Here is a 23,876-nt window from a genome sequence, read left to right on the forward strand (position 1 = left end):
CGTCGGCCGCGCCCCGCCCGGCCCCCGGACCAGCAGACCGCCGGCCCCGCCCCGCCTCTCACCAGCCGACCAGCAGCTCCGACACGCCGCGGATCACGTACCCCGGCCGCCAGCGCGGCTCGGCGAGCAGCTTCGCGTCCGGGGCCTGGCGCAGGAAGGCGCCGAACGACGCGCCGAGCTCCAGCCGGGCCAGCGGGGCGCCGAGGCAGTAGTGGATGCCGGCGCCGAAGGTGAGGTGGCGGTTGCCGTCGGCGGGGCGGGTGATGTCGAAGCGGCCGGGCGCCGCGAAGCGGGCCGGGTCGCGGTTGGCGGAGCCGAAGAGCAGCGCGACCTCGGAGCCGCGCGGGACAGCCGTGCCGCCGACCTCGATGTCGTCCAGCACCCAGCGCTCGAACATCTGCAGCGGCGTGTCGTAGCGCAGCAGCTCCTCCACCGCGTCCCGCAGCCGCTGCGGCTCCGCGCGCAGCAGCCGCAACTGCTCCGGGTGGTGGAAGAGGGTCAGCCAGCCGACGGTGGTGGTGTTGACGGTGGCCTCGTGGCCGGCGTTGAGCAGCAGGACGACGGTGGAGACCATCTCCTGCTCGCTGAGGACGTCCCCGTCGTCCTGTACGGCGATGAGCGCGCTGATCAGATCGGTACCGGGGTCGGTGCGGCGGGCGGCGATCAGCTCGCGCAGATACCCGGAGAACTCCTCGCTGGCACGGACGGCCGCGGCGGCGGCCTCGGCGGTGGGGTTCAGCTCGAACATCCCGGTGATGGCCGCAGACCAGGGCCGCAGCAGCGGGCGGTCGGCGGGCGGGATGCCCAGCATCTCGGCGATCACCGCGACCGGCAGCGGTTCGGCGACCCTGGCCAGCAGGTCGCCGCCGCCGTCGGCGCGGAAGGCGGTGACGAGTTCGCCGGCCAGCCGCTCGACAGTGGGCGCAAGGGCCTCGACCGTCCGCGGGGTGAACGCCTTGGCGACCAGCCGCCGCACCCGGGAGTGCGCGGGGGCCTCCAGGTCGAGCAGACCGTTGCCGTTGAGTGTGGTGAAGGGCTCGTGGCCGGCCGGCGGGGCCTGGCGGCCGAACTCCTCGTGCGTGAAGCGGTGCAGGTAGGTGCGGCCGAGACGGCGGTCGCGCAGCAGCGCGCTGACGTCGTCGTAGTGCGGGATCAGCCACTGGCCGGTCGGCTCGAAGAAGTGCGCCCGGCCGGCTGCCCGCAGCTCCTCGTACGCCGGATAGGGGTCGGCGACGAAGGCGGCGGACCAGGGGTCGAAGCGAGCGGAGGCGGTGGGCGCGGCGGAGGCGCCGGGCACGGCGGAGGCGGTGGATGCGCCGGGCGCGGCGGGCACAGTGGAGTCGGCGGGCTCGGCGGGCGCAGTGGGTGGGCTCGGCGGGGGCACGGCGGACGGGCCGGGCTCCGCCGACCGGGCACGGCCGGCCGGCGGGGCGGGCGGGCCGGGCGGCCGGCTCGGTGCGGGGTCCTGGGCGGGTGTCATGGCGTCTCGATCAGTCCGTGGTCGCGCAGGTACTCCAACTGGGCCAGGACCGACAGCTCAGCGGCGGGCCACAGCGTACGGTCCACGTCCGCGTAGACGTGGGCGACGACGTCGGCGGCGCTCCGCAGACCCGCCTCGACGGCGGTCTCGACCTGCGCCAGGCGGTGCGCGCGGTGGGCGAGGTAGAACTCGACGGCGCCACGGGCGTCGGCGAGGACCGGGCCGTGGCCGGGCAGGATCGTGTCCACGCCGCCGTCGGTGGTGAGCGCCTGGAGGCGCCGCAGCGAGTCCAGGTAGTCGCCGAACCGGCCCTCGGGGTGCGCGACGACCGTGGTGCCGCGGCCCAGCACGGTGTCGCCGGTCAGCACGGCCCGGTCGGCGGGCAGGTGGAAGGAGAGCGAGTCGGCGGTGTGGCCGGGGGTGGCGACCACCCTCAGTTCCAGGCCGCCGGTGGTGACGGTGTCCCCCGCCGTCAGCCCCTCGTCGCCGAGCCGCAGCGCCGGGTCCAGCGCGCGGACGGCGGTCCGGGTCAGCTCGCCGAAGCGCGCGGCGCCCTCGGCGTGGTCGGGGTGGCCGTGGGTGAGCAGCGTGAGGGCGATCCGCTTGCCGGACCGCTCGGCGACGGCGATCACGTTCGCCAGGTGGGCCTCGTCCAGCGGGCCGGGGTCGATGACGACGGCGAGCGGGGAGTCCGGCTCGGAGACGATCCAGGTGTTGGTGCCGTCGAGCGTCATCGGCGACGGGTTCGGGGCGAGTACGCAGTGCGCGCGGGCGGTGGCCGGGCCGCCGATGACGGTCTGCGGCTGCCCGGGCGGCGGGGTCGGGGCGGTCATCGGGCCTCCCGTCGGGGCGAGTCCGGCCCGGCCGGGATGGCCTGGGTGAACTCGTCGTGGCCGGGCCAGCTCAACACGACGGTGCCGTTCCCGTCCAGAGCGGCCCGGGCCAGCACCGGGGTGAGGTCGCGCCCGCCGACGGCGGCGAGGGCGTCGGCGGCGGAGTCGTACGGCAGCAGGGCGCGCAGCGTGGTGATGGTCGGCGGCAGCATGGCCAGCTCACCGCGGTCGTGGCCGGCGACGGCGTCGGCCGGACGCAGCCAGACGGTGCGGTCGGCCTCGCCGGAGACGTCCCGGGTGCGCTGCCCGGCGGGGAGCAGGGCGAGGAAGAACCAGGTGTCGTAGCGGCGCTCCTCGAACTCCGGGGTGATCCAGCGGGCCCAGGGGGCGAGCAGGTCGGAGCGCAGCACCAGTGCGCGGCGGGCCAGGAAGTCGGCGAAGGCCAGCTCGTGCCGGACCAGTGCGGCGCGGTCGGCCTCCCAGTCGTCGGCGGTGGTGTCGGCGACGACCGTGGCGGAGTCGGGGCCGGCCAGCAGCACGCCGGACTCCTCGAAGGTCTCGCGTACGGCCGCGCACACCACGGCCTGCGCCTGCGCCCGCGGTACGCCCAGGGCCGCCGCCCACACCTCGAGGTCGGGCCCGGCCCAGCCGACGGGCCGCCGGTCGCGCGGGTCGACCCCGCCGCCCGGGTACGCGTACGCCCCCGCGGCGAAGGCCATCCCCGAGTGGCGGCGCAGCATGTGCACGGCCGGGCCGCCGCCTCCCGGGGTGTCCCGCAGCAGCAGCACGGTGGCCGCGGGGCGCGGCGCCACCACGTCCAGCTCCCCCCGGGCGTACGCCCGGATCCGCTCGGGCCACCCCGCGGGCAGCGCGCCCCCGCTCATCGGACTCATGGCCGGACTGTACGTGGCCGCCCGGCGCGGCGGCCACGGCCGGGGGAGGCGGACCCGCGGCTTTCCGCCTCCCCCGCGCGGTCAGTCCGTCAGCTCGACCTGCATCTCCAGCTCCACCGGGGCGTCCCGCGGGAGGGCCGTGACGCCGACCGCGCTGCGGGCGTGCGCGCCCCGGTCGCCGAAGATGTCGCCGAGCAGCTCGCTGGCACCGTCGACGACGGCGGGCTGGCCGGTGAAGTCGGGGGTGGAGGCCACGTAGCCGACCACCTTGACGATGCGGGCGACCCGGTCGAGGTCGCCGACGACGGACTGCACCGCGGCCAGCGCGTTGAGCGCGCAGACGCGGGCGAGTTCCTTGCCCTCCTCGGGGCTGACCTCCGCGCCGACCTTGCCGGTGGCGGGCAGCTTGCCGTGGACCATGGGGACCTGGCCGGAGGTGAAGACGTACGACCCGGACCGTACGGCCGGCTGGTACGAGGCCAGCGGCGGCACCACTTCCGGCAGGGTGATGCCCAGGGCGGCGAGCCGTGCCGCGACCACGCCGCTCATGCCTGCTTCTCCCGCTTGAGGTACGCCACCAGCTGCTCGGAGTTGTTCGGACCCGGCACGACCTGCACCAGTTCCCAGCCGTCCTCGCCCCAGGTGTCGAGGATCTGCTTCGTCGCGTGCACCAGAAGCGGCACAGTCGCGTATTCCCAGTTCTTCGCCATACGGCGACTGTAGTGCCTGCCCGATCACCCCCGTCCGCACCCGTCCGCACCCTGTGGACAACCGCCGGACCGCCCGACCGGACGGGCGGCGGAGTGCCCGGGGCGCCGAGTGGTTAGGCTCGGAAGGGTGAGCCCTCAACAGCCATCCGCCGTCAGGCTCCACATCGTGACGGGCAAGGGCGGCACGGGTAAGACCACGGTCGCCGCCGCCCTCGCGCTCGCCCTCGCGGCCGAGGGCCGCCGGGTGCTGCTGGCCGAGGTCGAGGAGCGGCAGGGCATCGCCCAGCTCTTCGAGACCGACGCGCTCCCGTACGCCGAGCGCCGGATCGCCTCGGCCTCCGGCGGCGGCGAGGTGCACGCCCTGGCCATCGACGCCGAGCAGGCGATGCTGGACTACCTGGACATGTTCTACAAGCTCGGCCGGGCCGGCCGCGCCCTGAAGAAGTTCGGCGCGATCGACTTCGCCACCACCGTCGCCCCCGGCCTGCGCGATGTGCTGCTCACCGGCAAGGTGTGCGAGGCGGTCCGGCGCAAGGACAAGGCCGGCTGGCCGGTGTACGACGCGGTGGTGCTGGACGCCCCGCCGACCGGCCGCATCACCCGCTTCCTGAACGTCAACGACGAGGTCGCGGGCCTGGCCAGGGTCGGCCCCATCCACAACCAGGCGCAGGCCGTGATGCGGGTGCTGAAGTCGCCGCAGACCGCGATCCACCTGGTGACGCTGCTGGAGGAGATGCCGGTCCAGGAGACGGTGGACGGCGTGGCGGAGCTGCGGGCGGCCGGGCTGCCGGTGGGCGCGGTGATCGTCAACATGGTGCGGCCGGTGCTGCTCGCCGACGCCGAGCTGGCCGAGCTCTGCGGCCGGCCGGAGGGCGCCGGAGGCGCCGGGACCGGCAGCGGCAGCGGCAGCGGCGGGAAGGCGGTCGGCGGGAACGGCAACGGCGGCAAGGCGGGCAGTGCCGCCAAGCGCCGTACCGCCGTCGCCAAGGCGCTCTCCCAGGCCGGGCTCGGCGGCGCCCGCCGCGGCGGGATGGCCGAACGCCTCGTCGACCCGCTGCTCGCCCAGGCCCGCGAGCACACCGAGCGCGTGGTGCTGGAGCGCGAGCAGCGCGCCGAGATCGCCGGCCTCGGCCTGCCGGTGCGGGAGCTGGAGCTGTTCGGCGAGGGCATGGACCTCGGCGGCCTCTACCGGCTCGCGGAGAGCCTGCGCAAGCAGGCGTCGGTGTTCACCCGGCCGCCGGGCACCGCGGACCCCGACCTGGACGGCGAGAACTGATCGTGAGCCTGGAGAGCCCCGTGCTGGAGATCGATCCGCTGCTCGACGACCCCAAGACCCGCATCATCGTGTGCTGCGGCTCCGGCGGCGTCGGCAAGACCACCACTGCCGCGGCCCTGGGGCTACGGGCCGCCGAGCGCGGCCGTACCGCCGTGGTGCTGACCATCGACCCGGCCCGGCGGCTCGCCCAGTCCATGGGGCTCACCGAACTCGACAACACCCCGCGCGAGGTGGCCGGAATCGACCGGTCGGCCGGCGGCTCGCTGCACGCGATGATGCTGGACATGAAACGGACGTTCGACGAAGTCGTGGTCCAGCACTCCGACCCCGAACGGGCCAGGGCCATCCTGGGGAACCCCTTCTACCAGTCGCTGTCGGCCGGTTTCGCCGGCACCCAGGAGTACATGGCGATGGAGAAGCTGGGCCAGCTGCGGGCCCAGGACGCGTGGGACCTGATCATCGTGGACACCCCGCCGAGCCGCAGCGCCCTGGACTTCCTGGACGCGCCCAAGCGGCTGGGCTCCTTCCTGGACGGCAGGTTCATCAAGCTGCTCATGGCGCCGGCGAAGGTGGGCGGCCGGGCCGGGGTGAAGGTGCTCAACATCGGCATGTCGATGATGACCGGCACCCTGAGCAAGGTGGTGGGCGCCGGGCTGCTGCGGGACGTGCAGACCTTCGTGGCCGCCATGGACACCATGTTCGGCGGTTTCCGCACCCGGGCCGACGCCACGTTCCGGCTGCTCCAGGCGCCGGGCACCGCCTTCCTGGTGGTCGCGGCGCCGGAGCGGGACGCGCTGCGCGAGGCCGCGTACTTCGTGGAGCGGCTGGCCGCCGAGGACATGCCGCTGGCCGGGCTGGTACTCAACCGGGTGCACGGCAGCGGCGCCGACCGGCTCACCGCGGAGCGGGCGCTGGCCGCGGCCGAGGCGCTGGAGGACGCGGTGGCGGAGGCCGCCGAGGACAGCGCCCAAGGCGACGGGCACGCCCCTCAGGACGGCGCGCGGGCCACCGGGGACGGCGCGCAGGCCGCGGAAAAACCTGCCGGCGGCGGCATTGTCGATCTATCCGCCGGGAAGGCTGTGGCAGGCCCCGCCGACGGTGCCCGGCACTCCCAGGACCGTACGGAAGGAGACCCGCAGGTCCGTACCGAACGGCTCGTCGCCGGACTGCTGCGGTTGCACGCCGAACGCATGCAGGTGGTCGCGCGTGAACGACGCACGCGGGACCGCTTCGTGTCCGTGCATCCCGAGGTCCCGATGGTGGACGTGACGGCGCTGCCCGGCGACGTACACGACCTCGAAGGGCTGCGAGCGATCGGCCTGCGGCTGGCCGGGCGGCCGGCCGCGGCCTGACCGTGGCGCCTTGCGCGGACCGGCCGGTCAGCCGGCCGCCGCGTACTCGTCGTCGATCGGCAGCAGCCCCGTGCTGCGCTCGTACTCGGTGCGCGCCGTCTCCAGCAGCCTCCGCCAGGAGGTCACCATCGGACGGCGGCGCAGGAGCGCTCTGCGTTCACGCTCCGTCATCCCCCCCCACACACCGAACTCCACCCGGTTGTCGAGCGCGTCGGCCAGGCACTCGGTCCGCACCGGGCACCCGGTGCACACCGCCTTGGCCCTGTTCTGGGCCGCGCCCTGGACGAAGAGCTCGTCCGGATCTGTCGTCCTGCACGCGGCTAGCGTGCTCCAGTCGGTTACCCAGCTGCTCATGCTGGCGCCGTCCTCTCCCGAATCGAGGCTCCCCCACGGCGGCAAACGGCATATTCACCGCTGCCAGTTGGGACGTTACGGAAGGTAGGCGCGACGCAACAGCCCTTTCAGGCCCAATCTTGCATGGTCCGAATGGACTACGGGTACGCGGCAGATCACCCACGGGAGTGACTCTTGCAGAATCGGGCATACCAGGACGAATGGGAGTAGTTCGTCCATCTCGGAGCTCAAAGATCCCGGCATATGCCGAATTTCGGACAGCTCTCATCACTCACAGGAGTGACAACAGGAGACAGGGGCGCGCACGACGATCGCGCCTGTCTGTTACAGAGTAACGAACAGATGGGCGCACGTCCGGGAAATCGCAACGTAGGCTGCCCTCATGGCTCACAAGCGTTCGGGCGGGGGGCTGTCGACGGCCCAGCAAGCCGCCAAGTTCCTCGGTGTCAGTGTGCTCGCCGGCGTCGTCCTGGCAGGGATCACCCTGCCGGCCGCCGGTGCCCTCGGCCTGTCCGCAAAGGGCACCGCCGCGGGCTTCGACGATCTGCCGGGTGAGCTCAAGCAACCCCCGCTGAGCCAGGCGTCGAAGATCCTCGACGCCAAAGGCGGCCTGATCGCCACCGTCTACTCCCGTGACCGTACGGTCGTCCCGATCACCCGGATGAGCCCGAACATCCTCCAGGCCATCGTGGACATCGAGGACGCCCGGTACTACGAACACGGCGCGCTCGACGTCAAGGGCATCCTGCGCGCGATGAGCAACAACGCCTCCGACGGCAACACCCAGGGCGCCTCCACGCTCACCCAGCAGTACGTGAAGAACGTCTTCGTGGAGGAGGCCGGCGACGACCCGGACAAGGTCGCCCAGGCCACCCAGCAGACCGTCGGCCGCAAGATCAAGGAAATGAAGTACGCGATCCAGGTCGAGAAGGAACTCGGCAAGAAGAAGATCCTGGAGAACTACCTCAACATCACCTTCTTCGGCGAGCAGGCGTACGGCATCGAGGCCGCCTCCGAGCGCTACTTCAGCACCCACGCCAAGGACCTCACCCTGGACCAGGCGGCCCTGCTCGCGGGCCTGGTCCAGTCGCCCAGCCGCTACGACCCGGTCAACGACGAGCAGGAAGCGCTCACCCGGCGCAACACCGTGCTGGCGCGGATGGCCCAGCTGAAGGACATCACCGCGGCGCAGGCCGCCGCCGCCCAGAAGGCGCCGCTCGGCCTCAAGGTCAGCACTCCCAAGAACGGCTGCATCACCGCCGTCAACGGCGCCGGCTTCTTCTGCGACTACGTGCGGGAGACGTTCCTGCAGAACGCGGCCTTCGGCAAGACGAAGGAGGCGCGCGCCAAGCTCTGGAACACCGGCGGCCTGACCATCCAGACCACCCTCGACCCCAAGGCGCAGCGCTCGCTGCTCAAGGGCATCAACAAGCACGTCTACAAGAGCGACGCGATCGCCTCGGCGATGACCATGGTCCAGCCGGGCACCGGCAAGGTCGTCGCCATGGGGCAGAGCAAGCCGTACGGCTTCGGCAAGAACGAGACGCAGATCAACTACTCGGTCAACGCCGACATGGGCGGCGGCGGCGGTTTCGCCAACGGCTCGACGTTCAAGCCGATCACCGCCGCGGCGGCACTGGAGGCCGGCTACAAGCCGACCCAGCAGTACCCGGCGCCCTACCAGATGCCGTACCCGGACGTCACCACCTGCGGCGGTGAGACCATCCACAGCACGGCGGGCACCCAGAACGAGATGAAGTCCGAGGTCGGGCCGTTCCGGATGCCCGAGGCGCTCAAGCGGTCGATCAACACCTACTTCGTGGCCCTTGAGCACGACACCGGGCTCTGCCCGATCCTGAACGTGGCCGCCAAGCTGGGCATCTCCCGCGCCGACGGCAAGCAGATGGTCCAGGGTGCGTCCCTGACGCTGGGCACCAACGAGCTGTCGCCGCTGACCGTGTCCGCCGCCTACGCCGCCTTCGCCAACCGCGGCGTCTACTGCACGCCGATCGTGATCGACTCGGTGGTCACCTCGCAGGGCAAGCACCTGGCGGTCCCGAAGTCGCTCTGCTCGCGGGCGATGTCCCAGAACACCGCGGACACCCTGAACACCATGCTCGAAGGCGTCGTCGACGACGGTACGGGCACAGCCGCCAACCTTGAGGGCCGGCCGACGGCCGGCAAGACCGGTACCACCGACGACCGCCTGGACGCCTGGTTCGCGGGCTACACGCCGAACCTGGCCGCCGCGGTGTGGATGGGCGACCCGAACGGCGCCGGCAAGGGCGGCAAGCGGTTGTCGATGGTCGACCTCACCATCGGCCCGCGCTGGTACGACAAGGTGGAGGGCGCCACCGGACCGGCGCCGATCTGGAAGGACGCGGTCAGCGGCGCCCTCAAGGGACAGCCGGTGAAGGACTTCACCACCGTCGTGCTGAACATCCCGGACAAGGCCGAGGAGAACAGGACGCCCCCGCCCACCGACCCGTCCCACCCCGGGGACGACGGCGGCAAGAACGGCGGCCGCACCGGCGGCCCGGTCGGCCAGCCCGGCGGCGTGACGACGATGGGCACGACGACCGGGGCGATCGGCGGCGTGAACGCGGGAGCCGCGGGCGGTACGGCCGGCGGCGTGACCGTCGGCCCCGGCGCCAACCCGGCGGACGGCACCACCCAGGGCCCCGGCGGCGGCCCTGGCGGCGTGAGCTTCCCCCCGATCATCGGCCCTTCCGGGACGGACGCGGAGGCGGGGCAGTAGGGGGCGGCGCCTGGGACGCCGTGGGGAGCAGGTGGGCGCCTTAGGGGGCGGAGAGGGAGCAGGTGGGCGGCCTACGGCAGCTGACCGGAAGGGGTCGGCGCCTTAGGACGCCGGGGGAAACAGGTCGGCGCCTTAGGACGCCGGGCTCAGCAGGCGGCAAGCGGTAAGAAGTAGGCGGTAAGGGGCACCCGACCCTGGTGGGTGCCCCTTACGCATGCGCGGGACGAGCTTGGCGCGGGCCCGGTGCGCGGGCGGCCAGGGGGCTGCCGGCGGTCCGGAGGTCAGCCCGCGAGCTGGCGCTTGACCTCGGCGGCGACCCGGCCGCCCTCCGCGAGGCCCGCGACCTTCGGCCCCACGACCTTCATCACCGCGCCCATCGCCCGCGGCCCCGCCGCACCGGTCTCCGCGATGGCACCGCGGACGATCTCCGCCAGCTCCTCCTCGCCGAGCTGCTTCGGCAGGTACTCCGCCAGCACCTCGCCCTCGGCCTTCTCCCGCTCCGCCGACTCCGCCCGACCGCCCTGCGCGAACGCCTCCGCCGCCTCCCGCCGCTTCTTCGCCTCCCGGCCGATCACCTTCAGCACCTCGTCGTCGGACAGCTGCCGGGCGGTCGCACCGGCCACCTCCTCCTTGGTGATGGCGGTGAGCGTAAGGCGCAGGGTGGCCAGGCGCAGTTCGTCCCGGTCCTTCATCGCCGCGTTGAGGTCGTGCTGCAGTCGCTGCTTGAGGCTGGTCGTGGTCATGCCCTGGATTTTCGCACCCCGGGGTCACCGGTGCGCCGCATTAAGCGGTCCGCGGGGGCCGGGCACCCGGCCGCCGTAGGTCCGACCACGCGCGGTGCCCGGCCGTGCCCGTACGTACCCGCGTCCGTACGTATCGCTCGGCGCCGCACGTTCGTACCCCCTTCCGCACCCGCGCCGCGGCCCCGCGTCCGTACGCTCGTCCGCGGCCCGGCCGCCCAGCACCCGTGCCGCCCGCACCGAGCACCGCGTGCGCCCGGGGCCCTCGGACTCTGACACGATGGACGTATGCGCGCGCGATACGGAATCCCCCTGGGTGTGACGGCAGCCGGCGCGGCCTGCGTGGCGTACGCGGCCGGTTTCGAGGCGCGGTCCTTCCGCCTGCGCCGTGTGGAGGTCCCGGTGCTGCCCCCGGGGATGCGGCCGATCCGCATTCTCCAGCTCTCCGACATCCACATGGTGTCCGGCCAGAAGAAGAAGCGCCGCTGGATCCAGTCGCTGGCCGGCCTGCGCCCCGACCTGGTGGTCAACACCGGCGACAACCTCTCCGACCCCACCGCGGTCCCCGAAGTCCTCGACGCGCTGGGGCCGTTGATGCGGTTCCCGGGCACGTACGTATTCGGCTCGAACGACTACTACGGCCCCAGCTTCCGCAACCCGGCCCGCTACCTCGTCGAGAAGGCCCGCGGCCAGCACGGTCTGAACGGCAAGAACAAACACGCCCACGGCATCGTCCGCAACCCCTGGGGCGACCTCCGCGACGCCTTCGACGCGGCCGGCTGGGTCGGCCTCAGCAACTCCCGCGGCCGCGTCAAGCTCGACCACGGCCCCGTCCTGGGCCTGACCGGCCTGGACGACCCGCACATCAAACGCGACCGCTACGCGGCCGTGGCGGGCGGCCCCGACCCGGACACCGACTTCAACCTGGCCCTCGTCCACGCCCCCTACCTGCGCGTCCTCGACGCCTTCGCGGCCGACCGCTACCCCCTCATCCTGGCCGGCCACACCCACGGCGGCCAGGTGTGCATCCCCTTCTACGGCGCCCTGGTCACCAACTGCGACCTCGACACCGACCGCGTCAAGGGCCTCTCCACCCACACCGCCACCGGCTCCACCTCCTACCTCCACGTCTCCGCCGGCTGCGGCGCCAACCGCTTCACCCCCATCCGCATCGCCTGCCCCCCGGAGGCCACCCTCCTCACCCTCACCTAGCCCCTTCCACGCGGACCCCCGCGTCCCCGCGGCCCCACCGCCTCCACCCCCGCCAAACCGGATTTCGCCTCCGGCCCCGGGTCCGCTAAAGTAAACCTCGTTGCACCGGGGTGTGGCGCAGCTTGGTAGCGCGCTTCGTTCGGGACGAAGAGGCCGTGGGTTCAAATCCCGCCACCCCGACTGGTGAAACTGCAGGTGAGGGGCGGTCTTCCGATCAGGGAGACCGCCCCTCACGGCGTTCCGCGGGGGTCTTGGGAGAAGATCTTGGTCGGGGGCTCTCTTCTTCCGCCTTCTGGCCTGGTCTTTCTCCCGATCTGAGGAGCACGTCGAGCGCCGCGACCGGGGAGCCGGGGCTCATCTGGCGCCGGGTTTCCAGGGCCTCTTCCCACTGCTCGGTGAGCGCGTCCATGAGCCGGGCGCGCATGCGCGGGGTGACGTGGGAGTAGCGGGCCTGAACGGAGCCATCCTCGTGGCCGAGGCGCTCGTCCGTGAGCTTCGGGGGCGTCCCGACCTCTTCCATGATCGTCCGGTGGGTGTGCCGGAGGCCGTGGAGCGTAAGACCCGGGGCGATCGGCACCCAGCAGGCCTGGGCGCGCTGGGCGGCGCCCCTTCCTCGGGCGGGGATGCCGGGCCAGGGTTCGGCGAGCAGCGGCACGGGATGGGCGTCGCGGGGGGCTCGGGTCGGGTACGAGCCGGTGGTCGCCGGATAGAAGAGCCACGAGGCGAAGCCGCTGCGCCGCCAGTGGGGGGCGAGTTCGCCTGAGCTGGCGTTGCGGACGTACCCCAGCTCGGCGATGGCGGCCTCCACCCGGAGCCGCCAGTCCTCCGAAACGCTGTCGGGCCAGTTGAGGACATTGGAGACGGTCCCGGAGGAGACTCCCGCCCTGCGGGCGACGTCGACGTCTTCGCGCCGGGTCGGCGGGCGGCCCCGTTGGCGGCGCTGTAGCCGTTGAAGGCATACCGCAGTCCGTGACAGGGGCAGGGCTCCGGTCGCTTGGTGGCGACGTGCCGTGAGAGCAGCCGGGACAGGAAGTCCGGGGTGTTGATGGTCCGGTAGGAGTCGTCCTTGGGCGGGCACCGATGGAACTCGCCCCCGTCCAGCTCGTAGAGCTGCCACTCGACACGGAGTGAGCCGGGCCGGATGAACTGCGTCTCCAGACCCATGAGTTCGCCCCACCGGACACCGGTGTAGCCCTTGGTGACGAGGGCGACGAACTCGTCGTCCCGCCCGGTCAGCAGCGCAGCGCGCTCGGCGATGAGCAGGATGCCGAGCGCGTCGGTGATCACCTTCTCCGGTCCGTGGTTGCGGGAGCGCCCGGCCCGCTTGCCGCGTCCCCTGCGCCGGGCGGCGGGGTTCGTCTCGCGCAGTCCGTCGTCCACGGCGTCACCGAGGATCAGGTGCAGGGTGCTGCGCCAGGTCTTCAAGGTGGCGGCCGCATATCCGCGCCCTCGCTCCTGCCATTCCCACTGCTCGACGTGGTGCCGGTTGACCTCGCCCACCTCCAGGTCGCTGAAGTACGGCAGCAGGTGCTCCCCGATGTGCCGCCGGTAGTTCTGCATGGTGGAGAGGGCCAGGTCCTGCAAGGTGAACCAGCGGTTGGCGTACTCCCCGAAGGTGATCCGCGCCGCAGCGGGGTCGTGCCACCGTCCGCCGCGTACTTTCGCCTCCTCCTCGTTGGCGGCCTGCTCGGCGGCCCGCTTCGTCCGGAAGCGCAGCAGCTCGCCGTTGCCGTCGGCGAGGGTGCGGTACTTGCCGGGTGCGATCTTGTAGCGGGCGCGCCAGTAGTCGCCGCGCTTCTCGCCGTATCCCATGTCTGGCTCCTTCCGGGGTGGTGGTCTGGGGTCCTGCGGGTGACCGCCGCCGTCGCGGCGGCCGGGCGTTGAGCCGAGGCTCGGCGGGAATGGGCGCGGCGCGGGCCGGTCGGTACGCCGACCTGGCGGAGGGCAGGGTGCCGGCGCCGGGCGGGGCAAGTGGCCGTTCCTCGAAGATGCGGATGATCTCCGCGAGGTGGTCGGCGGTGAAGCGGTAGCTGCCGCCGAGCCTTGTGAACGGAATCCGGCGCCGCCGGGCCTGCTCTTTGACCCACCACTCCGAGCAGCCGAGGACATCGGCGATCTGGGCGGGCCGGTAGAGCACGGGCAGCGGGGAAGCGGGAGGGGACATGGCGGAACCTCGGGACGAGGGAAGGGCAGTAACAGAGCGCGCGATGGCTGCGGTTGCGCAGCGGGGACATTGCTCAGACACTTGGCGCGGACGGGCGCAAGGTCAGCAGGCGGTTCTCCAGTGCCGGTTGAGGTCCCGACACGGCACGACTGGCAAACGCATGGCCCCTCCTTCGTCGGCGTTGCGGGGGCGGTCGGTCAGCTGGCCGAGGTGCTGTTGTACCTCGCCGTCGCCGCCGTGGGGAAGCATGTTCGGCGACGAACTTCCCTGGTCGGCAGGTCGTCGCGGGACGTTAGCACGGAATCCCGGACAGCGACTTCGGTCCGTACGACCGCGCAGCCGCCGAGCGAGCGGGCACGAGCGCCGCGAGGCCGAACCGGAAAAAGGGTGTACCGTCCGCTCCCACTGCCGGGTCGAACCGGCCCGCCGACAGAGGGAGGACACCATGCACACGCTTCACGCTCGCGCCGGCCTCCTCGCTCTCAGGAGGAACGTTCCGCCAGACCGGAAGGCGCCCAAGAGCAGTCGATCTTGGGCGAATCGCGTGGTACGTTCTGTCACCGACGAACTTAATAGGGTGACCCCGGCAGCGCGCCAACGCTCCGGGGTCCGGCACAAGGAGTCCAAGCTCCCCATGCAGATTCATCGTAGCCGCCATGCGCGCGGCTTCACGGTCCTGCCCAACGCGTTGTTGCAGGACCGGCGGCTGTCCTACACCGCCCGCGGCCTGCTGGCTGACCTCCTCTCCCGGCCCGACGGCTGGCGCGAGGACGGCCGCCACATGGCCGACACCAGCCCGCAGGGCCGCCTCACCGTGGCGAAGGCCCTGCGCGAACTGACCGCCGCCGGTTACTACCGCGTCGAGCGGGTGCGCCGCCCGGACGGCACTTTCGTCAGCGAAAGTCATGTGTACGACACCCCGCACACCGCGTACGCGACCGCCCAGATGGTGCCGAGTGCCGTACTCCCGGGCTCCGGTCGATTGGCCGCCGATGACCGTGGCGCCCACCCCGTAAAGGACCGTGGGAAAGAACCCACCCTCCCCGCCCGGCGGGTGGCCTTGGGCGGGCGGCGGGAGACCCCGCCCGCACCCCCGAGCCCGGCACTCGCCGAGGCGGCAGCGGTGCTCCACACGGTGATCTCAGCGGAGCCCCGCCTACGCCTCGGCGCGGCAGAGGCGATGACGCTCGCACCGCTGGTGGGGCTCTGGCTGGAGCGTGGCCTGGGTCCGCGTGATCTCGGCTTCGCACTGCTGGGCGGCCTGCCCGAACGCGTCCACAGCGCGTCTGCGCTCCTGCGCGACCGTCTGACCCGCAAGCTGCCCCCGGCCGTCGAACCGGCCGCCGTATCGTCGCGGCCCCGCCGGTACGAGTGCTCGGCATGTGCGCGCCCGACGCAGCACGAGGGCACCTGCCGCACCTGCGCAGGCGCGGACGCCGTGCCGCCCGACGCCGTCGATGAGCGTGCTCGTACCGCTACCCGGGGCCGCGCCCTGGTCCGCGCCGCCCTCAGCGACCGCCACCCGGGCCCGCTGGCCGGCGCGAGAGCCTGACCTCGTCTCTCGCGGCTGCCGCCGCTCCGCGCCCGTCCCTGCTCTGACGCGCGCCCCTCCCCCGACCCACCGGGTGATGCCGCCCGCCCGCGCTGACGCGCGCGCCGCGCCGCCCACCGCCACGCCTGGAGCTCCGCATGCCCACGTCCACCCCGTCCCAGCCCGAGCGCCCCGCTCCGATACCGGACCGGACCCACCCCCGGTCGCTCCCCTTCGACCGCCTCGTGATCCTGCTGCTCGGCGCCTGCGGATGCATCCTCTCCTTCGACTCGCTGCGCCAGGTCGCCCTGGCCACCCACGTCCGCCCCGACCTGAGCTACCTCTTCCCCATCGTGATCGACGGCTTCATCGCGTACGGCGTCCGCGCGATCCTGCTGCTCCGCGACGCTCCCCGCAGCGCCCGCCTCTACGCCTGGACCCTCTTCGGCGCCGCCACCGCCGCCAGCCTGTGGGCCAACTCCCTGCACTCAGTACGCCTCAACTCCCCCGGCACCCACGTCCTCGTCCTCGGCAACCACACCGTCGCCGTCCTCTCGACGATCGCCCCGATGGCCCTCGGCGGCGCGACCCACCTCCACATCCTGGTCACCCGCCACGGCCGCACGCAGCAGCCGGAATCGGCAACGGCCGGAACGCCGAGCGTGGCACCGCCCGTTCCGGACGGCATTCCGGCCGCCGAACGGACAACTTCTCGCCCGGCCGTACCTCCGGCGGCCCCGGTCGCCGAAACCTTCGGCCGGAAAGCGCCCACAAGCCGTACCGGGCCAAGCCGTTCAGGCGCGCGGACCAGCACCGGCCGCCCCGGCCGCCGAGCCGACGCCTCCATCGACGAGCTGGCCGCCGTCATCGCCCACGCCCACCCGGATTCCGGCCAGGTGAGCCGCGCCGCCGCCCGCGAGGCGATCCAGGCAGCCGGACTGTCCGCCGGCAACGACCGCATCGCCCAAGCCCTCGCCCAGCTCGCGCAGGACCAACCCGCATCGCCGCAGCTCCCCACGGGCTGAGCCGACGAAGGGGACGGGAGCGCTCGTAGAGCCAGTGCGACCGGCCCTCCGAACGCCCCCGTCGCCGCACCTATCAACTTCCGGAGCCGCCCACAGCCACGGAGTCCGCCATGTCGAACCCCACCAGCAGCCATAGTCCAGCCGCCTCCTCACACCTCGGCCCCGACAGTGCACCCACGTCCCCTGACAGCCGCAACAGCCCGCCGTGCGGCGGAGCAAGTTGTCCCGGGATGAGTCATCCCGGGGTTCAGCCCGCCCCAGGGGTGGCGGACAGCTCCGACGCCGTCCCCAGGGGGCGGTCAGCGTCGGCGGCTCTCGGCCCGGGGGTGCCGAACGGGACGTACGACGACGCTGCCCGCACAGAATCCGACCTGCCCGACGCCCCGACCAGCACCGTCGCCCACGCAGTAGCACAGCACCACCGACGACGTCTCGCCGTACCGCGCCGCAACCGCGTCAACCCATGCTTCAGCGACGCCGAATGGAGCGAGATCACCGAGGCCGCCAGGCAGTGCAGCCTCACTCCCGGCGGCTTCACGGCGGCCGCAACAGTCGCGTACTCCCGGACCGAGCGACGTACCAGCATCGACGAGGAACGCCGACGCCTCGAAAACCTGATCAACGCCAACAACGCCCTCGCCGCCATCGGCGGCCGACTCAACGGCTTCGCCCACCACCTCAATTCCGGCGGCACGCCGAACGCCGAACCGGCTGGCCTCCTCCTGGCACACGTCTCCTACGCCGTACAGCGCGCCGATACGGCCGTGCTGACCGTTCCCCACGCCGAATCCGCACCGCCGAACCGCTCCCGCGCAGCAAATCCACCCCCGGCCGCCGAAATCACCCGCCACCACCGCCTACGGATGACCGCTCCCCGCCGTAACCGCACGCACCCCTGCTTCAGCGACAGCGAATGGGCCGACCTCATCGCCGCAGCGCGCGTCTGCCACCTGAAGCCAGGCGGATACGCCGCCGTCCCCGCGCTCCTCGCCGCGCGGACCGCCGATCCCAGGGCGGCCATCGCCGACACCCGCCGCCAGCTCGAAGAACTCATGGAGTCCAATCGCCAGTTCGCCGCCGTCGGCAACAACCTCAACCAGGTCCTGGCCCACCTCCGCCCGAGCGACGCTCTCCACGCCTTGGCCCAACGCACCCTGCGGCTCATCCACATGGCCTTGGACGACGTGGATACGGCCGCCCTCCAGATCGCCTGGCGGTAGCCGCCGTGATACCCAAGATCACCGAAGGCGCCGGCGGCACGTACGGCCTGATCACGTACCTCTACGGACCCGGCAAGGCCAACGAACACACCGACCAGCACATGGTCGCCTCCTGGAACGACTTCGCCCCCGACCCCGGCCCCACGGCCAGCCGCGAGGCGATCACGAAACTCGCCCGCCAACTCGACCTCCCGGTCAAGTCCCTCCCCCGCGAGCAGCGCCCGAAGACGACGATCTGGCACTGCTCCGTCCGCACCGCCGCCGATGACCGTCCCCTGACCGACGACGAATGGGCCGCCGTCGCCCGCCGCGTCGTGCACGCCGCCGGCATCGCTCCCGAAGGCGATCCGAAGGCCTGCCGGTGGGTCGCCGTACGCCATGCGCCCGACCACATCCACATCGCCGCCACCCTTGTCCGCGAGGACGGCCGCACCGCGCGCCGCAACTTCGACAAGCGAGCCGTCCAGGCCGAAGCCCGAGCCATCGAGTACGACTACGGCCTGCGCGAACTCCACCCGGGCGACGGCACAGCAGCGAAGCGCGCCACCAGTGCAGAATGCCGCAAGACCGACCGCCGCGGCCTGGACCGCCCGGCCCGAGACCAACTCCGCGACGCCGTCCGCCGCGCCCTGGCAGGCGCGGCGACCGAGGAGGAGTTCTTCCACCGCCTCACCGCACAGGGCGTCCGGATCACCAAGCGTGCGGCCCCCTCCGGCGACGTCACCGGCTTCACCGTCGCACTGCCCGGCGACCGCAACCGCGACCAGCAACCCATCTGGTTTTCCGGCTCAAAGCTCGCCCCCGACCTCTCCCTCCCCCGCATCCGGCAGCGCCTGGCCGCCGACGCCGTGCCGCCCTCCGAAGGAACCACCGAACCAGCCCGAGCCCGTCGCGCCGCAACCACAGCCGCAGCGGACGCCCTCCGGTCACTGGACCAGGACGACAGCGGAGAAGCCGCCGACCAGCTCGTCGGCGTGGGCGAAGTCCTCGACGCCCTCGCGCAGACAAGCCCTGCCAACACCCGCGCCGAACTCCAAGCGGCGGCGCGCAGCTTCGAACGAGCTACCCGCTCCCACATCCAGGCCGGCAACTCCCACAACCAAGCTCTCCGCAGGGCCGCCCGAGATCTCGTCCAGTCCGGCCCAGCCCTCGGCAAGGGCGAAGACGGCGCGGCAACGGCCATGCTCCTCAGCATCCTGATCACGGCCGCCGTGATGGCGGCCCACTGGCACGCCGCCCGCGGCCACGCCCAACAAGCAGCCGCCTCCCGCCAGACCGCCACCCACCTCCGCGCGGCCTACCAGGCAGCAGCTACCGCACCCCTCACCACGATGCGCGCCACCGGCCAGTCCCTCCCCGCCCCGGCCCAGCACCACGCGGCGGAAGTGATCCGCGCTGTCCTCCCGACAGAGGCCGCCCGCATCCAAGCCGAACCCAACTGGCCCGCCCTGGCCGCCACCCTCACGGAAGCCCGCCGGACCGGCCACGACCCCGTCACCCTCCTCCACAGGGCTGTGGACAACCGCGAACTCACCACAGCCGACTCCCTGACCGACGTCCTCCTCTGGCGCCTCCGCCACGGGGCCGACCTCCCGGCAGCCCCAACCTACGCACCCCAGCAGCGTCGCCCCACGCCGACACCCCGCTCAGTACCGTCGACACCTCCGCCGCCTGCACAGGCTCCCAGCCGGAGGAGGTAAAACGTCCACCTCCAGCGCACTGGTGGGTACCTCGACCAGATGGCAGTGGATTGGCGGAGCTCCGGTACATGAGGCCGACCGAGCTGAATGCCCTCGTCGCGTCCTGCCCGGCGTCGATGGCCTGGGCCTCCCGCCTCCCGGAACAAACCACAGTGCGCTCAGCCCACAAGCCGCCGACAATCCCCTCATGGACCCGATCGACGCCGCGCACGCCGTTGTCGAAGAACACCACCCCGACGCACGAGCCGCCTTCCTCGGCGGCAGCGTCATCACGGACCGCCGCACAGCGACCTCCGACCTGGACATCGTGGTCCTGCTGCACGGCGCTCCGGCGCCCTACCGGCTGAGCCTCCACGAACACGACTGGCCGGTGGAACTGCTGGTGCACACCGAGGAGTCCTGGCACGCCTTCGTCGAGAGAGAGGTACGCAACCGTAGGTCCCCTCTCATGTGGATGTGCGCGAACGGCGTCCTGCTCGTCGACCGGGACGGAGTGGGCGCGCGCATCAGCGTCCAGGCGAAGTCGCTGGCCGCAGCCGGACCTGCCCCGGTGTCCGTCGAGGAGATCGACGACCGCCGTTACGCCCTCACCGATCTCCTCGACGATCTCGCAGGCTGTACTGACCAGGGCGAACGCCTCTATATCTGCATCGAACTCGCCCGCCGTACGGCCGAACTCTCCCTCGCTCTCAACTCCGCCTGGAACGGCGGCGGCAAGTGGCTGGCCCGCCGTCTCGACGCCGCAGCCCCCGGCATGAGCGCGCGTCTGCACAACGGCGTCCGGCAGGCCCTCGCAGGCCGAGCGTCGCCGCTGGTCGCTGTAGTAGACGAGGTGCTGGACCAAGCGGGAGGCCGATTGTGGGTCGGCTACCGACGCAGCGGCACCCCGTAAACGGCGAAGCGCCCGCTCACACCTGCGCTCCCAGGGCCACCTCCCCGATATACGTCGGCTCCCGACCGAGCCACTGCCAGCGTCTCTGCGAACCGATTTTCAGTACGGAGAGCCGCCGTGCTTCGCCGACTGCACGCCCCGCAGACCGTAGTAGGCCCGCAGCGCGGCCTCGCTGCCGGAGCCGGTCGCGGCCATGATGCGCTGGAAGCGGGCGGAGCGCAGATCTCCGGCGGTGATGATGCGCGGGTGCTGGCGATCGGGCGGGCAGTAGCCGGACGGGTCGGGCACGAGGTCGCCGGGCGGCGGCACTGGGGCGCTCCCAAGGTTCACGTACACAGCATCGGCCGTCCCGGAACAGGGATGGCCATCCCGGTCGACCCACTCAGCTGTGAACCCGGAATCGCCGTCCGCACTCACCGACAGGTGGGCGACCGGCAGCAGCGTGACCCGGGCATCACCGCGCACTTCGTCGACCTTGTAGTCGTCCTCCGGCGGATAGGCAACCAGGACCGTGGCGTCGAGTGCCGGGTGGGCGCGGAGGAACGTGCCGAGGGGGCGGTCTGCACCGACCACGAGCAGAAAACCGGCCCCCGCTTCGGGAACCTTGGCACCCCAAAGGGTCGGCGGGTCCGTGCCCGCTGCCACCGTGAGCCACGGGGCGGCCGAGACTGAAACCGGGCCCACCCCGGTCGCGACGACCGCGTAAGAGCCGCTTACGGTGCGGCCGGTGTCCGTCGTGACCGCCACGTGGTCGTCGTGGGCACGGACCTCGGTCGCCCGCGCGCCGAGGTCGACCTCGCACAGCCCGGCGCGAGCGACGTCCTCCGCAATGGCAGCAGTGAGTTCCGGCCCGCTGGCACGGCCGCCCACGACGTTGTTGATGGCGGCGATGTGCCGGAGCTTGGCGCAGAGGGCGTCCGGCTCGATCAGGACCGACCGCATGCCGACACTCGCGGCCATCACCGCCGCCGCGCAGCCGGCCGGGCCTCCCCCGACGATGACCAGGTCCGTGATCGCTGTCATGGGGCTATTCCAGCACCGGGACTTCGAGCCTCGGGGCGAGTTGAGCCAACAGATCCTCGGTGGTGATCAGTTGGCGTGGTCCGATGAGGCGGCGGGCGACGGTGAGGCCGGCATCGTGGACAGTGGGCCCCGCGTCACTGGCGGAGGCGTCGGTGAGGACCCAAGGCGCGTAGCCCCGCTCGAAGGCATCTACCGCGGACTTCAGAACGCAGCTCTCGGTCGCGATGCCGCAGAAGACGAGATCGGTCCAGCCCGCGTCGCCAAGTAGGGCGACCGCCTCGTCGGTGAACAGGGTGTAGCCGACCTTGTCGAGCACGGCACAAGCGGACGCAGCCTGCTCCGCCAACTCCGTAACGATGTCCGTCTCCGGTGGGCTCTGCAACCGGCTCCAGCCGAAGAACCGCTCGAAGGGGCTCTCGGGGTAATTGCGGTAGCGGGTGAAGACGACGGGACGGCCTGCGGCGGACCACCGTGAAACGAGGCTGGAGATCACAGGAACGACGTGTCGGCTGTTGTGGTTGGTGAAGCCGTTCTGCACGTCGACAACGATCAGGGCCGCGCCGTCGATGTCCACCCCGGCATCCGTAACCTCCATGGCGTTGTTCTCCCGTCGTCAGCCCACACTGTCCCGGAGAGCGTCCTGCGCGGCACGCAGTCGTTCCGCGAGTCCGCTCGTCTTCACATCCTGACGCAGGAGCCACCTTCCTCGACGGAAGCGTCATCACGGATCGCCATGCGGCAATCTCTGGCCTGGACGTCGTAGTCCCGCTGCACCGCACTCCGGCGACCTACTGGGCGAACGTCTACGAGCACGGCTGGCCAGTGAAGCTGCGGGTGCACACCATGAATCGGGCCGGAGGCCGGCTGCGGATCAGATACCGCCACGTCGGCATCCAAAGGTTGACCGAACGCCCTCCCACGCCTCGCCCTCAGCAGCCCGATTAACTACCCCGAGTACGACGGTGTCTGGCACCGTGGCGCTTCGCCGGAGGGCTCGTGACCGGCGCTCGTCCATCCGGATCATCGGTGGCAAGAATCGCTTGCCATACCCGCTCCTGCAGTTCCCGGATGCAAGGTCCGCACGCGTACATCGGAGCCTGCGCTCCTGCCACCATGGCAGGGCCTATCCACAGCACTCGGGTCCGCTGCTGGCCGCAGAACAGCCAGCAACAACCGTCGGTCCACTGGGTGCCGTCGTCGGTGGTCGCCGGTTCTGGTGGCCCGCCTCGCGCGAACGCCGCTATCCCGGGTATCACGACATGAGGCAGCGGGACGTCCGTCACCAATTCCTCACCTCCACCTTCACCGCCCTGACGTATCCGCAGCGAGCACCGCTCCATCGCTGCCGTCGGCGAAGAGAAAGAAGAGAAAGGTGGGCTCGGCGAGGATGTCCCGTCCTGCCTCGCTCTTGTAGATCCCGTCGACGCTGCCGAACCGGGCTTCGCTGTAGTCGAGGCCCAGAAGGTTGGCGGCCTCCCGGACGGACTGCTCGTCGGGGCCCTCGATCTCCAGGAAGGTGGGCAGGCCGGGCCAGGTGTCGAAGTCGAAGGCGACGTGGCCGAGTTGCCATTCCTCGCGGAAGTTCTCCTGGTAGCGGACCTCGCGCAGGCCGAGGCTGCTAAGGATCTCGGCCATCGCCTGGAGGTCGCCGACCTCGGTCTCGATCTCGGTCGTCCCATGGATGGACGTGGCATCGCTGACCTGCTTGAGGGTGAGCGTGGTGCGCGTTCCTTCATCGCGCAGCCGCACCCACTGCGTGTCGTCGAGATCGTCGCTCTCGAAGATCTTCCGTGTGAGCAACGTCCGTGGGAGGGCCTGGATGGCGCCCAGGTCCGCAAGCTTGGTCTGGAGTCCGATCACGTCGACGGACAGGAACTTCGCCTCGTACTCGTGCTTCATTACCGCCTTCTTGCCGGGTGGAAGAAAAGAGGGCGCCGACAGTTTGGACGTTGCCATTGACTCAACCGACGAGTTCCCGGCCCAAGGCAGCCGAGAGAGCGCGTTGGTGGACCAGGCCGGCGCGCACCAGGCGGGCCTCCGGCGTCGAACAGTCGACGATGGCGAGGTGGTCGCCAGCCGGGCAGACGCCGCCGTCCAGTACGACGGACACCGGGACGTCGGTGAGCTTGAGGAAAGCCTGGACCTCGTCGACGGTGATCGACGGTCCCGGTGCGTCCGCGTGCGCGTCTCCGGAGACATTGACAGTGGTCGCGGCGACGGGGACGGCGGCTGCTTCCGCGAGCCTCCCAAGAGCGTCGGAGGAGCGGGTGACCAGGGCCGGGGCGCCGACCGCCGTGTACTGGGCGCTGGTCTGCTCGTCACGCCACGGCAGGAGGAGGGCGAGGTCACCGGGCCAGAATGCCTCCATGAGCTTGCGGGCTTCGTGGTGGACGACGAAGTGCCGCTCGCAGTGATCTGCGGAGGGGGACACGAGGACCAGGGACTTCGTGAGGGGACGTTGTTTTGCGTGGAAGATACTGCGGCAGGCCGCCTCGTTGGTGGCGTCTGCGCAGATCATGTACCAGCGCCGGGTGGGCACGATGACCAGCCCACCGGTCTCGATGGCGCGGGCGGCTTCGTGAATCTGGTCTAAGGGGATCGATCGCACGGGACTTCCGTTTCTGACGTCGGAGTGTGAGGTCGGCCGTGACCTGTCCGGCCATTCCAGGGCGAATGACTCCCGTGCCGAAACAGGAGACATCGCGCGCGACCG

20 protein-coding genes, 1 tRNA gene and 2 pseudogenes are annotated in these 23,876 nt (G+C 71.7%); 10 read left to right on the top strand and 13 right to left on the bottom strand.

Going from position 1 to position 23,876, the window contains the following annotated elements; genetic code table 11:
- Window positions 1-58: 58 nt before the first annotated feature.
- The 5 genes from RLT57_RS12745 to RLT57_RS12765 all read right to left on the bottom strand — a co-directional run bounded on the left by RLT57_RS12745 (window position 59) and on the right by RLT57_RS12765 (window position 3,916).
- Window positions 59-1,297, bottom strand: coding sequence for a cytochrome P450 (locus tag RLT57_RS12745; RefSeq protein WP_311297508.1), 1,239 nt, complete (start codon window positions 1,295-1,297; stop codon window positions 59-61).
- A gap of 179 nt (window positions 1,298-1,476) precedes the next feature.
- Window positions 1,477-2,313: an MBL fold metallo-hydrolase gene (locus RLT57_RS12750; RefSeq protein WP_311297509.1), complete on the bottom strand. Its 837-nt coding sequence runs from the start codon at window positions 2,311-2,313 to the stop codon at window positions 1,477-1,479.
- Entirely contained in the window at window positions 2,310-3,206 is an 897-nt protein-coding gene (locus tag RLT57_RS12755) for an NUDIX hydrolase (protein ID WP_311297510.1), read from the bottom strand. The genes RLT57_RS12750 and RLT57_RS12755 overlap by 4 nt, the downstream gene beginning before the upstream one ends.
- An 81-nt stretch (window positions 3,207-3,287) precedes the next feature.
- Window positions 3,288-3,755 carry a RidA family protein gene (locus RLT57_RS12760; RefSeq protein WP_311297511.1) on the bottom strand — a complete coding sequence of 156 codons (468 nt, stop codon included), beginning with the start codon at window positions 3,753-3,755 and terminating at the stop codon, window positions 3,288-3,290.
- On the bottom strand, window positions 3,752-3,916 hold the full coding sequence (locus tag RLT57_RS12765; protein ID WP_311297512.1) for a DUF4177 domain-containing protein: 165 nt from the start codon (window positions 3,914-3,916) through the stop codon (window positions 3,752-3,754). Before RLT57_RS12765 ends, RLT57_RS12760 begins: the two co-directional genes overlap by 4 nt.
- Before the next feature lie 127 nt (window positions 3,917-4,043).
- Here RLT57_RS12765 and RLT57_RS12770 point away from each other — a divergent pair, with 127 nt between their 5' ends.
- The gene (locus tag RLT57_RS12770; protein ID WP_311297513.1) at window positions 4,044-5,192 is read left to right on the top strand and encodes an ArsA-related P-loop ATPase; all 1,149 of its coding nucleotides are present in this window, start codon (window positions 4,044-4,046) and stop codon (window positions 5,190-5,192) included.
- Window positions 5,193-5,194: 2 nt separating this feature from the next.
- The gene (locus RLT57_RS12775) at window positions 5,195-6,544 is read left to right on the top strand and encodes an ArsA family ATPase (RefSeq protein WP_311297514.1); all 1,350 of its coding nucleotides are present in this window, start codon (window positions 5,195-5,197) and stop codon (window positions 6,542-6,544) included.
- 27 nt (window positions 6,545-6,571) lie between these two features.
- Here the strand turns inward: RLT57_RS12775 and RLT57_RS12780 are convergent, their stop codons facing one another.
- Window positions 6,572-6,898, bottom strand: coding sequence for a WhiB family transcriptional regulator (locus RLT57_RS12780; RefSeq protein WP_311297515.1), 327 nt, complete (start codon window positions 6,896-6,898; stop codon window positions 6,572-6,574).
- A 382-nt stretch (window positions 6,899-7,280) separates the two neighbouring features.
- On the opposite strand from RLT57_RS12780, the gene RLT57_RS12785 reads away from it, so the two are divergent.
- Entirely contained in the window at window positions 7,281-9,656 is a 2,376-nt protein-coding gene (locus tag RLT57_RS12785; RefSeq protein ID WP_311297516.1) for a transglycosylase domain-containing protein, read from the top strand.
- Window positions 9,657-9,937: 281 nt separating this feature from the next.
- Here RLT57_RS12785 and RLT57_RS12790 read toward each other — a convergent pair whose 3' ends face one another.
- The gene (locus tag RLT57_RS12790; RefSeq protein WP_311297517.1) at window positions 9,938-10,399 is read right to left on the bottom strand and encodes a GatB/YqeY domain-containing protein; all 462 of its coding nucleotides are present in this window, start codon (window positions 10,397-10,399) and stop codon (window positions 9,938-9,940) included.
- A 285-nt stretch (window positions 10,400-10,684) separates the two neighbouring features.
- On the opposite strand from RLT57_RS12790, the gene RLT57_RS12795 reads away from it, so the two are divergent.
- Window positions 10,685-11,608, top strand: coding sequence for a metallophosphoesterase (locus tag RLT57_RS12795; RefSeq protein ID WP_311297518.1), 924 nt, complete (start codon window positions 10,685-10,687; stop codon window positions 11,606-11,608).
- A 106-nt stretch (window positions 11,609-11,714) separates the two neighbouring features.
- A tRNA-Pro gene (locus RLT57_RS12800) sits at window positions 11,715-11,788 on the top strand.
- A 34-nt stretch (window positions 11,789-11,822) separates the two neighbouring features.
- Here RLT57_RS12800 and RLT57_RS12805 read toward each other — a convergent pair.
- A pseudogene (locus RLT57_RS12805) lies at window positions 11,823-13,420 on the bottom strand (LacI family DNA-binding transcriptional regulator).
- Between the two features lie 241 nt (window positions 13,421-13,661).
- A pseudogene (locus tag RLT57_RS33325) lies at window positions 13,662-13,772 on the bottom strand (DNA-binding protein); the annotation flags it as partial.
- A 634-nt stretch (window positions 13,773-14,406) separates the two neighbouring features.
- Here RLT57_RS33325 and RLT57_RS12815 point away from each other — a divergent pair.
- The 5 genes from RLT57_RS12815 (at window position 14,407) to RLT57_RS12835 (ending at window position 20,140) form a co-directional block, all read left to right on the top strand.
- Window positions 14,407-15,324: a hypothetical protein gene (locus tag RLT57_RS12815; protein ID WP_311297519.1), complete on the top strand. Its 918-nt coding sequence runs from the start codon at window positions 14,407-14,409 to the stop codon at window positions 15,322-15,324.
- 137 nt (window positions 15,325-15,461) lie between these two features.
- The gene (locus RLT57_RS12820; protein WP_311297520.1) at window positions 15,462-16,328 is read left to right on the top strand and encodes a DUF2637 domain-containing protein; all 867 of its coding nucleotides are present in this window, start codon (window positions 15,462-15,464) and stop codon (window positions 16,326-16,328) included.
- 326 nt (window positions 16,329-16,654) lie between these two features.
- On the top strand, window positions 16,655-17,548 hold the full coding sequence (locus RLT57_RS12825; RefSeq protein ID WP_311297521.1) for a hypothetical protein: 894 nt from the start codon (window positions 16,655-16,657) through the stop codon (window positions 17,546-17,548).
- Window positions 17,549-17,553: 5 nt separating this feature from the next.
- Complete coding sequence (locus RLT57_RS12830) at window positions 17,554-19,248, top strand: relaxase/mobilization nuclease domain-containing protein (RefSeq protein WP_311297522.1); 1,695 nt, start codon at window positions 17,554-17,556, stop codon at window positions 19,246-19,248.
- Window positions 19,249-19,435: 187 nt separating this feature from the next.
- Window positions 19,436-20,140, top strand: coding sequence for a nucleotidyltransferase domain-containing protein (locus RLT57_RS12835; protein WP_311297523.1), 705 nt, complete (start codon window positions 19,436-19,438; stop codon window positions 20,138-20,140).
- A gap of 99 nt (window positions 20,141-20,239) precedes the next feature.
- Here RLT57_RS12835 and RLT57_RS12840 read toward each other — a convergent pair whose 3' ends face one another.
- From RLT57_RS12840 to RLT57_RS12855, 4 genes are all read right to left on the bottom strand, one after another.
- Complete coding sequence (locus RLT57_RS12840; protein ID WP_311297524.1) at window positions 20,240-21,163, bottom strand: FAD-dependent oxidoreductase; 924 nt, start codon at window positions 21,161-21,163, stop codon at window positions 20,240-20,242.
- A gap of 4 nt (window positions 21,164-21,167) precedes the next feature.
- Window positions 21,168-21,737 (bottom strand): cysteine hydrolase family protein, encoded by a 570-nt coding sequence (locus tag RLT57_RS12845; protein ID WP_311297525.1) that lies wholly within the window; start codon window positions 21,735-21,737, stop codon window positions 21,168-21,170.
- A 728-nt stretch (window positions 21,738-22,465) separates the two neighbouring features.
- Window positions 22,466-23,062 (bottom strand): class IV adenylate cyclase, encoded by a 597-nt coding sequence (locus tag RLT57_RS12850; protein WP_311297526.1) that lies wholly within the window; start codon window positions 23,060-23,062, stop codon window positions 22,466-22,468.
- 61 nt (window positions 23,063-23,123) lie between these two features.
- On the bottom strand, window positions 23,124-23,771 hold the full coding sequence (locus tag RLT57_RS12855; protein WP_311297527.1) for a Sua5/YciO/YrdC/YwlC family protein: 648 nt from the start codon (window positions 23,769-23,771) through the stop codon (window positions 23,124-23,126).
- Window positions 23,772-23,876 lie beyond the last annotated feature (105 nt).

Origin of the sequence: Streptomyces sp. ITFR-21 (genome assembly GCF_031844685.1) — a bacterium.
Lineage (GTDB): Bacteria > Actinomycetota > Actinomycetes > Streptomycetales > Streptomycetaceae > Actinacidiphila.

Excerpts from the sequence above, each read along its gene's own strand:
- RLT57_RS12790 (WP_311297517.1), bottom strand. The coding sequence starts at position 10,399 with ATGACCACGACCAGCCTCAAGCAGCGACTGCAGCACGACCTCAACGCG.
- RLT57_RS12780 (WP_311297515.1), bottom strand. The coding sequence starts at position 6,898 with ATGAGCAGCTGGGTAACCGACTGGAGCACGCTAGCCGCGTGCAGGACG.
- RLT57_RS12840 (WP_311297524.1), bottom strand. The coding sequence starts at position 21,163 with ATGACAGCGATCACGGACCTGGTCATCGTCGGGGGAGGCCCGGCCGGC.
- RLT57_RS12815 (WP_311297519.1), top strand. The coding sequence starts at position 14,407 with ATGCAGATTCATCGTAGCCGCCATGCGCGCGGCTTCACGGTCCTGCCC.
- RLT57_RS12760 (WP_311297511.1), bottom strand. The coding sequence starts at position 3,755 with ATGAGCGGCGTGGTCGCGGCACGGCTCGCCGCCCTGGGCATCACCCTG.
- RLT57_RS12850 (WP_311297526.1), bottom strand. The coding sequence starts at position 23,062 with ATGAAGCACGAGTACGAGGCGAAGTTCCTGTCCGTCGACGTGATCGGA.
- RLT57_RS12765 (WP_311297512.1), bottom strand. The coding sequence starts at position 3,916 with ATGGCGAAGAACTGGGAATACGCGACTGTGCCGCTTCTGGTGCACGCG.
- RLT57_RS12820 (WP_311297520.1), top strand. The coding sequence starts at position 15,462 with ATGCCCACGTCCACCCCGTCCCAGCCCGAGCGCCCCGCTCCGATACCG.
- RLT57_RS12755 (WP_311297510.1), bottom strand. The coding sequence starts at position 3,206 with ATGAGTCCGATGAGCGGGGGCGCGCTGCCCGCGGGGTGGCCCGAGCGG.
- RLT57_RS12785 (WP_311297516.1), top strand. The coding sequence starts at position 7,281 with ATGGCTCACAAGCGTTCGGGCGGGGGGCTGTCGACGGCCCAGCAAGCC.
- RLT57_RS12835 (WP_311297523.1), top strand. The coding sequence starts at position 19,436 with ATGGACCCGATCGACGCCGCGCACGCCGTTGTCGAAGAACACCACCCC.
- RLT57_RS12795 (WP_311297518.1), top strand. The coding sequence starts at position 10,685 with ATGCGCGCGCGATACGGAATCCCCCTGGGTGTGACGGCAGCCGGCGCG.
- RLT57_RS12750 (WP_311297509.1), bottom strand. The coding sequence starts at position 2,313 with ATGACCGCCCCGACCCCGCCGCCCGGGCAGCCGCAGACCGTCATCGGC.